Here is a 16,162-nt window from a genome sequence, read left to right as displayed (position 1 = left end):
CTGCGCAGGGCAGCCCCGTTCAACGATCAGCTCTGGCGGAGCAGTTCCCTCCGTACCGTGCGGGCCGCGGCCACCAGGTTTTCCAGTGAGGCCCTGGTTTCGGTCCAGCCGCGGGTCTTCAGGCCGCAGTCAGGGTTGACCCAGAGCCGTTCGGCTGGGATGGCCTCCAGGCCCTTGCGGAGGAGTGCCGCCATTTCATCGGCTCCCGGGACCCGCGGTGAGTGGATGTCGTACACGCCGGGACCCGCCTCACGGGGGTAGCCGTGGCCGGCCAGTTCGTCCGCGACCTGCATATGGGAGCGGGCCGCCTCCAGGCTGATGACATCGGCGTCCAGCTCGTCTATCGCGCCGATGATGTCGCCGAACTCCGCGTAGCACATATGGGTGTGGATCTGGGTGTCCGGGCGTACCCCGCTGGTGGTGAGCCGGAACGCGGCGGTCGCCCATGCCAGATATTCGGGCCGGTCGGCGGCGCGCAGCGGCAGCGTCTCGCGCAGCGCCGGCTCGTCGACCTGGATGACGGCGGTGCCCGCGGCCTCCAGCTCGCACACCTCGTCCCGCAGCGCGAGGGCCACCTGGCGTGCCGTCTCGGACACCGGCTGGTCGTCCCGTACGAACGACCAGGCGAGCATGGTCACCGGACCGGTGAGCATGCCCTTGACCGGGCGGGAGGTCAGCGACTGGGCGTACCGCGTCCAGCGGACCGACATCGGGCGCGGGCGTGCGACATCGCCCGCGAGGATCGGCGGGCGCACATAGCGGGTGCCGTACGACTGCACCCAGCCGTGCCGGGTGGCGAGGTAGCCGGTGAGCTGTTCGGCGAAGTACTGCACCATGTCGTTGCGTTCGGGCTCACCGTGCACCAGTACGTCGAGTCCGGCGCGCTCCTGGAAGCCGATCACCTCGCGGATCTCGGCCGCGATCCGCTCCTCGTACCCCGCCTCGTCGATCCGGCCGGCCCGTAGGTCGGCCCGGGCGGTACGCAGCTCGGTCGTCTGCGGGAACGAACCGATGGTGGTGGTCGGCAGCGGCGGCAGACCCAGCCGTGTGCGCTGCGCCGCGGTGCGCTGCCCGTACGGCAGCGGACGGCGGGTGTCCGCGTCGGTGACGGCGGCGGAGCGGGCCCGTACCGCCTTGTCGTGGGTGAGCGGCGAGGCCGTGCGGGAGGTCAGATCGGCACGGTTGGCGGCCAGCTCGGCACTGATGGCGCCGGTCCCCTCGGACAGACCGCGCGCCAGAGTGACGGTCTCCGCTGCCTTCTGCCGCGCGAACGCCAGCCAGCGGGCGACCTGCGGGTCGATATGGCGCTCGGCACGGGCGTCCAGCGGCACATGCAGCAGCGAGCAGGACGTCGCCACATCCACCCGCGCCGCGAGGCCCAGCAGGGTGGCGAGGGTGGCGATGGACCGCTCGTAGTCGTTGATCCACACGTTACGGCCGTCGACCACGCCCGCGACCAGCCGCTTTCCGGTCAGCCCGCCGACGGCGGCGAGCGCGTCCAGATTGCCAGCGGCCCGTCCCGTGAAGTCGAGGGCGAGGCCCTCCACGGGAGCCTTCGCCAGCACGGGCAGTGCCTCGCCGAGCCGGTCGAAGTAGGAGGCGACCAGCAGCCGGGGCCGGTCGGGGAGGGTGCCCAGCGCACGGTACGCCTGTGCCGCCGCCTCCAGCTCGGCAGGCGTACGGTCCTGCACCAGCGCGGGCTCGTCCAGCTGCACCCACTGGGCGCCCGCCGCGCGCAGGTCCGCGAGCACCTCCGCGTAGACGGGCAGCAGCCGCTCCAGCAGCGTCAGCGGCTCGAAATCGGGGGCGACGCCCGGCGCCGGCTTGGCCAGCAGGAGGTAGGTCACGGGTCCGACGAGCACCGGCCTGGCGCCCTTCAGGCCCAGTGCGAGGGCTTCCTTCAGCTCGGCCGTCTGCTTGCTCGCGTCCGCCCGGAAGACGGTGTCAGGTCCGAGCTCGGGCACCAGGTAGTGGTAGTTGGTGTCGAACCACTTGGTCATCTCCAGCGGCGCGGCCTCCTGGGTGCCGCGGGCCATGGCGAAGTACCCGTCCAGCGGGTCCGCCGCGACCGCTGCCCGGTGCCGCTCGGGGACGGCGCCGACCATGACGGTGGTGTCCAGGACGTGGTCGTAGTACGAGAAGTCCCCGGTGGGCACCTCGTGGATGCCCGCCTCCGCCAGCTGCTGCCAGTTGGCGCGGCGCAACTCGGCGGCCGTCGCACGGAGGGCGTCGGCGGTGACGCGGCCCTTCCAGTAGCCCTCGACGGCCTTCTTCAGCTCACGGTTCGGCCCCTGGCGGGGATAGCCGTGCACCGTGGCGCGTACCGGCGCGGGTGGGGGAGTGGTGGCCGGGTTCGCTGCTGTCGCTGTCACGCAACTCTCCTTCGCGAGATGTCTCCAGCGCTCCCGGAAGCACGGGACGAGGACGCGAAGGGGTGGCTGCACGGGCGGACGCGTGGCCGGCGCCGCCGCTGTGCGCTGTGTTCTCCGACCCGCCCTCGAGGTCTCCGGGAGGACCGTACGCGTGTGGACGCGTACGGGCAGCGGGCAGGTCTTCGGACTCGCGGGCGCGCCTGCCGGTCTCCCGGCGGGCACCTACTGGCCGTCGCTTCCCGGACCGTGGGTCCAGTGCGTGTGACGGCGGTCGTTCCCGCTCACCGCTGCGGGGCAGTCCCGGATTCACACCGGGTTCCCTCTTACGACGCCTCCCGCCTGGCCGGCGGGGCGAACCAGCTGCGGGCCCAGCATAGCTGGGAGGCCGTCGCGGGAGGGCTGGCCCGCGTTGCCTGTTTGCGAGGGCGCCCCCCGCTGTGCTTGGGCAGTCTGCGCCAGGGGCGCAGGGTGGGCAAGCGCAGCCACCGGCCACCGGGCCGCACCTGAGGGGCGCCCACTGCGGGGTGCGGGGTGCGGCCGTCGCGCGGGTGCGGCCCGCTTGTGCCCACCCGTCCCGCCCTGGGGGTACCCCCGGCCGGAGGCTGGGGGAGGGACAGATGCCCACAAGCGGAGGGCTCAGGGTTCCAGCAGGCGGGACTGCAACCGGGTGCGGGTGGCCGGGGAGAGTTTTAGGGCCTCCGTCAAGTAGGTGTCCGTGTCGCCCCAGGTTTCGTCGATGGTGGCGAAGGCCGCGTCGAGGTAGGCGGCGCGGGCGTCGAAGAGGGGGGCGAGCAGTTCCAGGACTTCCGGGGACATTCCGGCCCTGGACTTGCTGCTGCGGTAGATCTTGTAGCGCCGGTGCGGCTGGTTGGACTGGAGGTAGTCCTCCTCGATGGCGGCCCGCTCGACGCCGAGCGCCAGCAGCGTGACGGCGATCGACAGGCCCGCCCGGTCCTTGCCCGCCGCGCAGTGCATCAGCGCGGGTACGCTGTCCTCGGCGAGCGCGTGCAGGATGCGGCTGTGCTCGGCCGTACGCTCGCGGATCATGGTGCGGTAGGAGTCGGTCATCCGCTGGGCGGCGAGGCCGTCGCCGAGGATCGCCCGCAGCTGGTCCAGCTCGCCGTCCCGCACCAGCCGCCAGAACTCGGCGCCGTCGGCCGGGTCGGACAGCGGAAGGTTGACGTTGCGGACGCCCGGCAGCTCGATGTCGGGGCCGTCGAGGGCCTGATCCGCGGAGTTGCGGAAGTCGAAGACCGTGTGCAGCCCGAGCTCGCCGAGGAAGGCGGCGTCCTCAGGTGTGGCGTGTGCCAGGTGTCCGCTGCGGAAGAGCACCCCGCGCCGCACCCGGCGCCCGTCCACCGTCGGCAGGCCCCCGACGTCCCGGAAATTCCGTACCCCGGTCAGCACCGTATCGGCGGACTCCACACTCACGCGCGCTCCTAGCATCTGCGACGACCGTCCGTCCGACCATAAGGCATGGATGCCTGAGGCGATCAGCCCTTGGATGCGTGCACCGGATCGTAGCCTTCCGGTGGCTCAGGGTGACGACGGTGCTGGGTGTGATCCGTCCGTACGTCGCGCCGAGCGGTAGCCGTACAGCCACCCTCGCGAGCCCCAAGGCGCAGTGGTTCGGATGTGAACAATTTTCATGAGCTTCGGCGGCGGAACGCCGTGCTCGCGGTAGCCTCCGCGTATCGCCCAACTCCCTGTGCACTGCCGTGTATCTGGCTCATGCCTTACCTACGAGGAGTCTGGATTGAGTCATCTGCATTGGCGTGTGCGCGCTCTTGTGGGCGCGTATGCGGTGTCCGTCTATGGCAACTTTCTCAATCTGATCGCGTTGAGCCTGTTCACCTACGAGGTCACGGGGAGCGGTCTCGGTCTGGGCCTGCTCATGGCGCTGCGGTTGTCCGCGGGGGTGCTGGCGGGGCTGGGAGCCGGGGCTCTGGCGGGCAGGGTGGGGCGCCGAGCCATGATGATCGGCGCGGATCTCGTCCAAGCGGTGGCCATGGTGGTTCTCGCGCTGTGTGCGACGGGGTCGGCTCCCGTGTGGCTGCTGGCTGTCGTCGCGGTGGTGCTCGGTGCCGGGAACACGTTCTTCAACGTCGGACTGCGCAGTGCGGTCCCGGTGATCGTGGGGCAGGAGGCGCGGGTTCGGGCGAACGGGCAATTGGCGACGGCTCGTTCCCTTGCCACCGTGGCGGGTTTCGCTTCGGCCGCCCCGGTCATCGAATTGGCGGGCCACAGTGCCGCGTTCGCCGTGAACGCGGCCAGCTTCCTGGTGTCCGCGGTGGCGTTGTCGCTGCTGCGGCCCCGTATGGAGGAGGACCGGTCGGCTCCGCAGGCCGAGCCGAAGCCGGAAGCCGCTTCCCTGCGGCAGGTGCTGAATGCGGTGCCGGCGCTGCTGCTCGGCATGGTGCTGCTGCGGGGCGTCGACGCGCTCGCCTCTTCGTCCCACAACGTGGCTCTTCCCATGGTGGCCGATGTGGAGTCGCCGGGGGATCCGGCCATGTTCATGACGCAGTTCTGGGCCTCCTGGGCGGTGGGCACTTTCCTGGCCCACCAGTTGCTGAAGCGGCGGCACGCGTCGTGGTCGGAGGGCCGGTGCGGCGCGTACGCCTTCGCGGTGGGCACCTGCGTGATGTCGCTCTCCTTCGTGCTGGCCTTCACCGGTCCGGCGCCCCTCGTACTCGTGGCCGTCGCCGGGCTGGCCGGGCTGGCCGACGGGTTCACGGAGATCGTGTACACCTCACGGCTGCAGGCGGCGCCTGACCGGGAACGCAGCCGGCTGTTCGGACTGTCCGCCGCGGCGGAGACCTCCGGATTCGCCCTCGGCATGGTGGCCGCGGCGGCAGCGCTGGAGGCCTGGCCGGCGCTCGCGGTCGTGGGCCTCTTCCACGGAGTGGCGCTCTGCGGGGCGCTGGCGTTTCTCCTGTTGTCCCTGGCCGCCGCCCGGCGCCGGGTGAGCGAGCAACCGTACGAGCAACCGTATGAACAGCCGTCACACAGTGAAGGAGCGAACATCCATGGCCCGTGCACGGGGACCGGCTCTGTACCGAGGGCCTGAGCTGGAGCTGACCGACGACGATCCGCTGAACGCGGTCAGCGCCCTGCTGCGGGCGGCGGAGCGCTCCGCGGACGCGGGCGTCGTGACCGTCGGGGACGACGGCCGCACGACCGTTCAGAAGTATCCCGAATTGCTCTCCGCGGCACGCCGGTTGCTCACGGGCTTGCGGGAACAGGGGCTGCGTCCCGGCGCCGACATCGTGCTGTGCGGGTTACCGCTGGACGAGTTCTTTCCCGCGTTCTGGGCCTGTGTGCTCGGCGGCGCCAGGCCGGTCGCCATCGCGGAACGGGCAGAGGCGGGCTCCCCGGCCCTGGAACGCCTCGGTCACACCTGTGAGTTGCTCGGCGACCCGCTGGTGGTGACGGACCGCGCGGGCGCGGCCATGGTGGCCGGGGCAGCCGTGTCCGCAAGGGTGGTGGTCGCCGAGGACTGTCTGCGGCACCTGCCCGCGGACGATCTGGTGGAGCCGGACGACTGTGACGTGGCGCTGCTGATGCTCTCCTCGGGCAGCACGGGCGTGCCCAAGGCGGTCCAGCTCACGCATGAAGGGCTGACGGAGTTCGCGGCGAGCAGTCGGCGGATCCTGGACGTGCGGCCCGGCGATACGACCGTGAACTGGCTCCCGGTGGATCACAGTGGGGCGCTGCTGCTCTACCACCTCCTCCAGGTGTTCGTGGGCTGCACCAATGTCCACGCCACGCCCGGCCATGTGCTGGCCGCGCCGCTGCGCTGGCTGGACCTGCTGGAGGAGCACGGAGCGCAGCACGGCTGGGCGCCCGCGTTCGCGTACCGGATGATCGCCGACGCGGTCGGCGAACACCCGGACAGGCAATGGGACCTGGGCCGGATACGGACCCTGGTGTGCGGCGGTGAGCAGATCCCGTTGTCGGTGATGGAACGGTTCCTCGCCGCCACGGGACCGTTCGGCGTGCGGGACGAACACCTCGTGCCCGTCTGGGGCATGGCGGAGACGGTCACGGCCATCACCTACGGCAGGCTCCGCGGTGCGGGCGGCGTGAACCATGTGCGCAAGGACAGCCTCGGCGGGGATCTGGTCCGCGTCGGCGAGGACACCGAGGAACGGGACCGCGTGACCTTCGTCGCCGTCGGAGCCCCCGCACACCGGGCGGAGGTGCGCGTCGTCGACCACAGCGGCGAGCCCCTCCCGGAGGAGCGGATCGGCAGACTCCAGTTACGGTCGGCGGCCCGCGTCACCCCCGGATACGTCAACAATCCCGAGGCGGACCGGGCCGCATTCCCCGCCGAGCCCGACTGGCTCGACACCGGTGACCTGGCCTTCCTCGCCGACGGCCAGGTGACGATCACCGGCAGAAGCAAGGACCTGATCATTCTCAACGGGCACAACGTCTACGGCCACGAGGTCGAGGACGCGGCCGCCGCCGTGCCCGGCGTACGGGCGGGTGAGATTGCCGCCTGTGGAGTGCCCGATCCGGACACCGGCAGTGAGTCGCTCGTCGTGTTCTTCGTCAGCCACGGCGACGCGGAGGCGGACGAGCGCGTCGCCCGGGGCATCAAGGCGGCCGTCTTCAGCAGACTCCGGCTCACCGTCGCACGCGCCGTGCCGACCGCCGCTGCCGAGTTCCCGCGCACCCCGGCGGGAAAGGTACGCCGGGCGGAGCTGCGTGACCGGCTGTTGGCAGGTGCCTTCGACGCAGGCCCGGGCGACGGCACCGATCTGCTGCACGCGGTACGCGAAGAAGCCGCCGCCCTGCTCGGGCATGCGGTGGACACCGGTACCCCGTTCTACGAGTTGGGCATGGACTCCCTGGCGCTCACCCGGCTCCGTGGCCGACTGGAGTCGCGGCTGGCCCGGTCGATACCGCAGTCGGCCTTCTTCGAACACTCCACGGTCGGCGCGCTCGCGGCGTATCTGGGCGCGGCCGAGCCGGAACCATCCCCGCTCCCGTCCCCGCTCCCGGCCTCGGGCTCGGAAGCGCCGGAGCACCGCATCGCGGTTATCGGTATGTCCGCGCGCTTTCCCGGGGCGCCGTCCGTCGCCGCGTTCTGGGCGAACCTCCGCGAAGGCGCCGACAGCGTCAGTGTCTTCCCGCGCGGCAGCGAGCCGGACCATGTCCCCGTCGGCGGTGTCCTGGACGACATCGAGGGCTTCGACGCGGACTTCTTCGGTATCAGCCCCAAGGAGGCGCAGCTCACCGACCCCGCGCACCGGCTCTTCCTCGAATGCTGCCACCAGGCGCTGGAGGAAGGTGGCTACGCGGCCTCGGCGCCCGGCACCCGCATCGGTGTGTTCGCGGGTTCGGGAATGAATCTGTACGACCACCAGGACGTGCCCGGCGCCACCCCGCTCCCGGACGGTGACCCGGCCACCGGCCTGCTGACGGCCATGGGACGGGAACCGGACTTCCTCGCCACCAGGGTCGCCTACCGGCTCAACCTCACCGGGCCCGCCATCGGCGTGCAGACCGCCTGTTCGACCTCCCTGGTCGCCGTCCATCTCGCGGCACAGGCCCTGATCAGCGGTGACGCCGATCTGGCGCTCGCCGGAGCCGCCGCCGTACACACCCCGCAGGAATCCGGCTACCGAAGCCACCCGGGCTCCATCCTGTCGCCGACCGGGCGCTGCCGGGCCTTCGACGCGGACGCCGACGGCACGGTCGGCGGCAACGGCGTCGCCGCCGTACTGCTCAAGCGGCTCGACCGGGCGTTGGCCGACGGCGACACCGTGCACGCGGTCATCCTCGGTTCGGCCGTCAACAACGACGGGGCGGGCAAGGCCGGATTCAGCGCCCCCGGTGTGGCGGGCCAGATCGAGGTCGTACGGCAGGCGCTGGGCAAGGCCGCGGTCCCGCCGGACACCGTCTCGTACGTGGAGGCGCACGGCACCGGCACCCAGCTCGGGGATCCGGTGGAGTTCGAGGCGCTGTCGCGGGCCTTCGGCGAGGGCACGGAACACACCGGGTTCTGCACCCTGGGCTCGGTGAAGCCGTCCATCGGCCATCTCGACAGCTGCGCCGGAATGGCAGGGCTGATCAAGACCGTACTGATGCTGAAGCACCGCACTCTCGTACCGACGCTCCATCTGCGTCGGCCCAATCCGGAACTCCGTCTGAACGGCAGCCCGTTCGTGCTCGGCACGGAACTGAAGCCCTGGACCGCCCGGCCAGGTGTGCCGCGCAGGGCGGGGGTCAGCGCGCTCGGCGTCGGCGGGACCAACGCGCACGTCGTACTGGAGGAGGCACCGCCCCGGCACAACCCACCCACTCCCGCCCACCCGGTGGTCGTGCCCGTCTCCGCACGGGACCCGCAGGCCCTGACCGAACTCCTTGGCGCACTGCGCGAACACCTCAGGGAACATCCCGGCCTCGCCCCATCCGACCTGGCCGCCACGCTCGCCCTCGGCAGACCCCACCACCAGTACCGGACGGCGGCGGTGGGGCGCACGGGGAGCGAGCTGGCCCGGGCCATGGAGCGTATGGCCGTCGACCTCCCTGCGCTGGGACCGCTGGCCCTCGCATACCCGGGGCAGGGCAGTGCTCGTCCCGGCATGGCACGCGAGATCTACGCAGCCCACCCCGAGGCCCGCCGAGTCCTGGACCTGTGCCAGCAGATCTACGCCGAGGAGTTCGGCGGCACCTTGCTGGCTCCGCTCCTCGACGACGACAGTGCCGCAGACCCCGATGCGCCCTGGCCGACGGAGACCGCCCAACCCGCGCTCTTCGCCCACCAGATGGCGCTCACCGAGGTGTGGCGCTCCTTCGGGATCCGCCCCGCGCTGCTGCTCGGACACAGCGTCGGAGAGTTCGCGGCGCTCTGCGCGGCCGGCGCGCTGTCCGTCGAGGACGGGCTACGGATCACCGCATGGCGCGGCAGACTGATGCAGCACGGCTGCCCGCCCGGAGCGATGCTGGCCGTACGCGCCGATCAGGCGACCGTGCGACGCGTCGCACAGACGGTTGGAGCCGAACTGGCGGCGGCCAACGGGCCGCGCGCCCATGTGATCTCAGGCCCGGCGGAAACCCTGCGGCAGGCGCGGCGGTTGCTCGACCAGGAGGGCATTAGATGGCGGTCGCTGCCCGTGGACCGGGCCTTCCACTCCGCCGCGCTCGACCCCGTACTGCCCGAACTCCGCTCATACGTCGAGCGATTGGATCTGCACCCGCTGCGGGTTCCGCTGGCCGGTGCGCTCGACGGCGTACTGCGTCCAGTGGGCTGGACTGCGGATACCGACTATCTAGTATGCCAGGCACGGGAACCGGTCCGCTTCGATCTGGCGGTGGCGACCGCGGCCCGGCAGGGCTGTACGGACTTCCTGGAGATCGGCGCGGGCAATGTACTGGTCGGCCTGGGCAAGCACTGCCTGCCCGAGAGCCGCTGGCTGCCCGGCCAGGGAACCGACCCGGACGCCAGTACGGGTACGGGGCAGTGGCACGGTGTGCTGGCCTCGCTCGGCGAGCTCTACAGCAGGGGCGCCGACATCGACTGGCGGGCGGTGACCCGCGACGGCGGCCGCGTCCCGCTGCCCGGCCACCCCCTGCGCCGACGCCGGTTCCCGCTTCCGGACGCGGCAGCGGGTACGGCCGCCTCACCGGTATCCGAACCGGCGGCGCCGGTTGCCGGGAGCCCGGCACTGGACGAGGCCGTGGAGAGCATCCGCGAACTGACAGCGCAGAAGCTGGGATCGGCCCCGGCGGACGTGGCACCGGATACGTCCTTCTTCGCACTGGGCGCCGACTCACTGGCCCTGCTGGGCATGACCACGGAGTTGCAACGGCGCTACGGAGTGCGCGTCCCGGTCCGGGAACTGTTCACCGACTCCGACACCCCACGCAAGCTCGCCGAATTCGTCGTACAGTTGCGTGGCGGCGGTGCGGTCCCGGACACGGGGGTCGCGCAGGACGCGCCCGTATCGGCACCGGCACCCGCGTCGGTACAGGCCCCCGCACCGGCATCGGTACCCGCACCGGTACCGGCCCGCGATGACGCCGGCCTTCAGGACGTCCTCGCGGAGCAACTGCGGCTTGCCGGGCAGCTTGTCGACCAGTTCACCGGCCTGATGTCCCGCCAACTCGACATCATCTCCGGTACGGCACCCGCAACCGCCGCCCAAGTGCCCCCGCCACAGGCGCCGCCCGCCACTGTTCCCGTGCCCCAGGCCCCCGTACCGCAGGCGCGACCCGCGGCCCTTGCGCGGCCACAGCCATCATCGGCTCCGGCCCAATCCACCTCCGCCGAATGCGACTTCAGCCTCTACTTCTTCGGCGACTATCTCGAAACCGGCTCGGCCGATACCTACGCACTGATCATGCAGGCCGCCGAGTTCGCGGACAGCCATGGTCTGCACGCCCTGTGGTTTCCTGAGCGGCACTTCAACTCCTTCGGTGCGCCGTTCCCCAACCCCTCGGTGCTCGCTGCCGCACTGGCCGCGCGTACCAGCAGGATTCGGCTGCATGCCGGCTCCGTGGTGCTGCCGCTGCACCATCCGGTGCGCGTTGCCGAGGAGTGGTCGGTCGTCGACAATCTGTCGGGCGGCCGAGTGGGCCTGTGCTTCGCCAGTGGCTGGCATGCCGCGGACTTCGCGCTCGCCCCGGAGAACTTCGGGCGGCACCGCGAGGTGCTGTACGAGCATCTGGAGACCGTCCGCACGCTCTGGTCGGGCAAGTCACTGACCATGACCGGCGGCGACGGCGAACCCGTCGAAATCCAGCTGCACCCTCGCCCCGTGCAGGACCAACCGCCGCTGTACGTCGCGGTGGTGGGCAACCCCGACAGCTACCGCCGGGCCGCGGCGGAGGGCCTCGGGGTCGTCACCAATCTGATGGCGCAGTCGGTCGAACAGCTCACCGAGAACATCGCGCTCTACCGGCGTACCCGGGCCGAACACGGTCTCGACCCCGCCGCGGGGCGGGTGGTGGTACTGGTGCACACCTACCTCGGCGTGGACGCCGAGACCGCCCGCGGGGAGGCGTACCGGCCGTTCATCTCGTACCTTCGTTCCTCGCTCTCCCTCTTCGACCAGGTGACCAACAGCCTCGGCGTCGAAGTCGACCTGGAGAACACCCCCGAGGAGGACGTGGACTTCCTGCTGGGCCGGGCGTATCAGCGCTACTGCGACTCGCGTGCCCTGATCGGGGACGAGGAGGCGGCGGCCGGGACGGTACGGCGGCTGACAGAAGCGGGTGCGGACGAGATCGCCTGCTTCGTGGACTTCGGCGTCCCGGCGGACAAGGTGCTCGCCGCCCTTCCCCGGATCGACAGCCTTCGCGCCCGCACGCGTCGAGTGGCCCGTACGCAACAAGCGGCGCCCGCGGCCACGGTGGAGCCCGTCAGAAGGCGCCTGTCGCCCGCGCAGCGGCGGATCTGGCTGATGGAGCAACTGCACCCCGGCATCAGCATGTACCACGAGCCCAAGGCGATCCGGCTGGAAGGCCCGCTGGACATACCGAGGCTGCGGTGGGCCCTGCGCCGCACCGTGGCCCGCCAGCCCGCGCTGCGTACCGTCTTCGGCACCGCCGACGGGGTCCCGTACCAGGAGACGCGGGAGGACATCGCGGTCGACTGCCCGGTGGAGGACCACACCGGCGCGACCGAGGAGCAGGCCCTGCGCTCTGTGCTGGAGACCGAGGGCCGCCGGATCTTCGACCTGACCACCGGGCCCCTGTTCTCGGCCCGACTGCTACGCCTGTCGGACGAGCAGCACCTGCTGTTCCTGCTGGCCCACCACATCATCTTCGACTCCTCCTCCACGGAGGTGTTCACCCGCGAGATCGCCGCCCACTACCGCTGCGGCCCGGACGGCGACCCCGGCCTGCGGCCCCTCGTCGTGCGGCCGATCGTCCCCGCCGACCCCGCCCGGGTGGCCGAGGCGCTCGCTTTCTGGCGGCGGGAGCTGACGGACGCGCCCGAGCTGACCCTGCCCTCGGACCGGCCCCGGCCACCCGTGCGCTCCGGCACGGGCGAGAGCCTCACACATGAGCTGGACGCCCGGCTGACGTCCCGGCTGCGGGAGTTCGCCGCCGAACGGCGCGCCACCCTCTTCATGGTGCTGACCGGCGCGATCGGCGCCGTGCTCGGCCGGTTCAGCGGGCAGCGGGACATCGTGGTGGGCACGGCTGTCGCCGCCAGACCGGAGGAGGCCGCGGACGAGATCGGGATGTTTCTCGACACCGTGGCCCTGCGTCTCGACCTGTCCGGCGACCCGGATTTCACCGAGTTGCTGCACCGCGTGCGCGAACGCAGCACGGCGGCGTACGAACACCGGGACGTGCCATTCGACGAACTCGTCAGCGCGCTCAATCCGCGTCGCGACCCCAGCCGAAACCCGCTCTTCCAGGTGATGGTGGAGTACGAGAACGAAAGACAGGTGGACTTCGACCCGCCGCGGCTGACCGCCACGCTCCTCGACACGCCCTCCGCACGCGCACCCTTCGACCTCGGCATCTATCTGACGCACCACCGCGAGGGCGTGCGGTTCATGGTCGAGTACGACACGGCGCTGTTCGGGGAGAGCGACGTGAGACGGCTCGTGGACTACGTGGAGCATGTACTGCGGCGGGCCCTCGCCGACCCCGGCGCTCCGCTCTCGGCGCTCGCCGCGCTCACCGACGCCGACCGTACGACGCTGGTGCGGCTCGGCCGGCAACAAGCGCCCCTGCCCGCCGTCGAGGAGACCCTGCACGGCCTGTTCGAAGCGCAGGCACGCCGTACCCCCGACGCCGTCGCGCTGCTCTCCGAGCACGGGCAGCTCACATACGGGGAGCTCGACCAGCATGCCGACCGCCTCGCCCGGTGGCTCCGCCCGCACGGGGCAGGCCGTGGCGAACGTGTCGCGGTCCTGCTGCCGCGCGGCCCCGAGCTGATCAGTGCGCTGCTGGGCGTGCTCAAGAGCGGAGCGGCCTATCTGCCGCTCGACCCCTCGCTGCCGCTCGCCCGCGTCGAACAGCTCCTGGACGACGGCCATCCCGTGCTGGTCCTGACGACCGAGGCACTGCTCACCCGGCATCCCGCGCTCCAGCGGTGGCCCGTACGGACCATGGAGCAGGCAGCCCGCCAGGAGGAGGCACCGGACCGGAGCCCGGACGAGGACGTCGTCGCCGTACGCCCCGAGGATGCCGCGTACTGCATCTACACCTCGGGCTCCACCGGCCGCCCCAAGGGCGTCGTCGTGCCGCACCGAGGCCCCGTCAACCTGGTGCTCCGCCACCTCGAACAGCATCCGGCGCTGCGGACCCTGCAATGGACCTCGCCCGCCTTCGACGTCAGCGTCCAGGAGATCTTCACGACGCTGGCATCCGGGGCGGCACTCGTACTCATCGACGACGAACTGCGCCACGACCCCGCGGCACTGACCGAGGCTGTCCGCCGCCACGGCGTACAGCGGATGTTCATGCCCTGCACCCCGCTGACGTACCTGATGGAGACCGCCCCCCGGATGCCCGCCCTGCGCGAGCTGTTCTCCGCGGGCGAGGCGCTGCGGCTCACCCCGGCGTTCCGCACCTTTCTCACCGCCCATCCCGAGTGCGCACTCTTCAACCAGTACGGGCCGACCGAGACCTCCGTCATCGTCACCTCCCACCGGGTCGACCCCGCCCACGGGACGCTCCCGCCCATCGGCACACCGATCCCCGGGGTGCGGATCCGGCTGCTCGACGCGGACGGCAGCCAGGTCCCGGTGGGCGCCGTCGGTGAGCTCCACGTCGGCGGTACGGCGGTGTCGTACGGCTATCACGGCCGCCCCGCCGAGACGGCCGCCGCCTTCGCACCGCTCGGCGCCGCCGGGGACGTGTACTACCGCACCGGAGACCTGGCCCGATGGCGGGGCGACGGGACGCTGCAATACCTCGGCCGCATCGACGATCAGGTCAAGATCAGGGGCCATCGCGTCGAACCCGCCGAGGTCCAGCTGGCACTGACGCGGCAGCCCGGCGTACGCGAGGCCGCGGTGCTGGCCCGTGCCGACAGCCACGGCGAGAGCGAACTCGTCGCCTACGTCGCACTCGCCGGCCCGGACCGCCCGGACGCCACCGAGGAGCTGCGCACCGCACTGGCCGCCGAGCTCCCCGACCATCTGGTGCCCCGGCGCTGGGTTCGGCTGGCGAGGCTGCCGGTGAACGCCGCCGGAAAGCTGGACCGCGGCCGACTGCCCGACCCGCACGAGACGGCGGACAGGCCGGAGAACGAGTATCAGGAACCGGCCGGCCCGCTGGAGAAGGCCCTCCACGAACTGTGGTGCAGCGAACTCGGCGCCGGCCGTGTGCCCCTGACCCGCTCGTTCTTCGAGCTCGGCGGCCACTCCCTGAGCGCCGTACGGTTGTTGAACCGGATGGCCACGGAACACGGTATCGAGCTGTCCATGGCGGACTTCTTCCGCGCACCGACCATCCGCGCCGTTGCGCAACGCGTCGACCCCGGACCCCGGCGGCCGGCGAAGACGGTCCCCATGCCCGCCACACTGCGCAGGCTGTGGCGCCGCCACCACGAGCGCGCCGACCCCAGCGTCTACAACGTCGCCCACCGGGTCGAGCTACGGGGCGAGCTGGACCCGCAGGCTCTGACCCGGGCACTCGAAGAACTCGTACGACGGCACGACGCGCTGCGCAGCAGGGCGGTGCGGCGCGACGGCGAGTTCGCGGTCGAGGTCCTGGCCGAGGTACCGGTCGAACTCCCCGTCAGCGATCTCACCGGGATCGACTCCCCGGGGATCGACCAATGGTGCCAGGATCACGCGAGACGCCCGTTCGCGATGGACCAGGCGCCGCTGTTCCGCTTCCGGCTCGGCAGAGCGGCCGACGACCGATGGGTCCTGATCACCGTCCTGCACCACGCGATCTGTGACGGCTGGTCGATGGGCATCCTGTGGCAGGAGCTACAGGCGCTGTACAACGGCGGCTCCGCACAACAGCTCCCCCCGCCCGCCGCCCAGTTCACGGACTACGCGCGCTGGGAACGGGAACAGCTCGACGGTGAGCGCCGAGGACCGCTGGAGGCATTCTGGCGGGCCGAACTCGACGGCGTACCCCTGCGCCTCAACCTGCCATACGACCACCCACGCCCCGACACCCTCTCCGGTGAGGGCGCTCTGCACCAGCAGATCATCGACGGCGCGGTCGCGGGCCGCGTCGCAGAGACCGCCACCCGTCTCGGCACCACGCCCTACGTGGTCCTCGCCGCCGCGTTCGCCACCTGGGCCGCCCGGCTCTGTGGACACACCACCGACGTGGTGTTCGCCGCCTCCAGCGCCAACCGCGCCGGACGCCGGGAACACGAGGATGCAGTCGGCCTGCTGGGAGACGCCGTTCTACTGCGCGCACGCCTTTCCGAAGCCACCGACTTCGCCGACCTCGTCACCGGTTTGGGGCCGACTCTCTTCAACGCCCTCGACCACCAGGCACTGACGCTGAACGAGGTCGTCCGGCTGCTGGCGCCCGAGGAGGCGGACGGTCTCTACCCCACCGTTCTGTTCACCGTGGTCACCACCCCGCCACCGGCCCTCGACCTGAGAGGAGTCTCCACCACCATACGGAGCCTGCCCACCGTCGGAGTCGCCCGCAACGAGCTGTACGTCGTCCTCGAACCCCGCGACGGCAGCATCACCCTGACCTTCGAGTACTCCACAGACCTCTTCGACCCCGCGACGATCGCGCGCTGGGCCCAGGAATTCGCCCGGCTACTGGCCACCGCCACCGGCCGGCCGAAGACCGCGCTCTCGGCGTTGCTCACACCGGGGGAGGACGAGGACTGAGAG

At 71.4% G+C, this 16,162-nt stretch carries 4 protein-coding genes and 1 riboswitch; of the genes, 2 read left to right on the top strand and 2 right to left on the bottom strand.

Going from position 1 to position 16,162, the window contains the following annotated elements:
- Positions 1–26: 26 nt before the first annotated feature.
- On the bottom strand, positions 27–2,372 hold the full coding sequence (metE, locus tag ACQEU8_RS06115) for a 5-methyltetrahydropteroyltriglutamate--homocysteine S-methyltransferase (protein WP_433097609.1): 2,346 nt from the start codon (positions 2,370–2,372) through the stop codon (positions 27–29).
- Between the two features lie 156 nt (positions 2,373–2,528).
- Positions 2,529–2,748: riboswitch (cobalamin riboswitch) on the bottom strand.
- A gap of 260 nt (positions 2,749–3,008) precedes the next feature.
- Positions 3,009–3,818, bottom strand: coding sequence for a tyrosine-protein phosphatase (locus ACQEU8_RS06110; RefSeq protein ID WP_433097607.1), 810 nt, complete (start codon positions 3,816–3,818; stop codon positions 3,009–3,011).
- A 331-nt stretch (positions 3,819–4,149) separates the two neighbouring features.
- On the opposite strand from ACQEU8_RS06110, the gene ACQEU8_RS06105 reads away from it, so the two are divergent.
- Together ACQEU8_RS06105 and ACQEU8_RS06100 are read left to right on the top strand one after the other, a co-directional pair.
- Entirely contained in the window at positions 4,150–5,439 is a 1,290-nt protein-coding gene (locus ACQEU8_RS06105) for an MFS transporter (protein WP_433097605.1), read from the top strand.
- Complete coding sequence (locus tag ACQEU8_RS06100; RefSeq protein ID WP_433097603.1) at positions 5,399–16,159, top strand: amino acid adenylation domain-containing protein; 10,761 nt, start codon at positions 5,399–5,401, stop codon at positions 16,157–16,159. The genes ACQEU8_RS06105 and ACQEU8_RS06100 overlap by 41 nt, the downstream gene beginning before the upstream one ends.
- Positions 16,160–16,162 lie beyond the last annotated feature (3 nt).

The organism is Streptomyces sp. CA-250714 (assembly GCF_050936705.1).
Classification (GTDB): domain Bacteria; phylum Actinomycetota; class Actinomycetes; order Streptomycetales; family Streptomycetaceae; genus Streptomyces.
Note: the sequence above shows the minus strand (reverse complement) of the source record. Positions and strands in the feature narration are given on the sequence as shown.